1 protein-coding gene is annotated in these 431 nt (G+C 63.8%); it reads right to left on the bottom strand.

Annotated features, from left to right (window positions below):
• Positions 1-431 (bottom strand): ABC transporter substrate-binding protein (locus JG676_RS08245; protein WP_200217932.1); only part of this gene is annotated, 431 nt, incomplete at both ends.

Here is a 431-nt window from a genome sequence, read left to right as displayed (position 1 = left end):
CCCCTGGCCCAGTCCGAACTCGTTCAGCTTCTCGAGCGTGAGCTTCACGTCGGTCGTCGTCGTCGGCAAAAACAGGAGCATTTCCGGCCGGGCCGATCTGATCTTCTGCACCAGCGGCGTGGCATCGGCCATCGGAGGCGTGAAGATGTCCTCGCCGAGAAGCTTGAGCTTCGCGCGTTCGAGGCCGCCTTCCATGAGTGGCTTCGCGAACGCCGTGGGACCCGCTGAATTGTCCCGCAGGATGTATACGGAGCCTGGCCTCTTGCCCGATGCCTTCTCGGCCAGATTGAGCGCCGTCGGCAAGGCGTCGGCGGCCATGGCGCTGGAGACAAGCGACGTCTGGAAGACATTCTTGTAGCCGCGCGCGGTGATCTGATCGGCATAGGCCATCGTGAGCCACGGCAACTCGGCGCGTTCGGTGACCTCGGTCA

The sequence above is a fragment of the Campylobacter sp. 2018MI34 genome, assembly GCF_016598975.1.
Lineage (GTDB): Bacteria > Campylobacterota > Campylobacteria > Campylobacterales > Campylobacteraceae > Campylobacter_D.
Note: the sequence above shows the minus strand (reverse complement) of the source record. Positions and strands in the feature narration are given on the sequence as shown.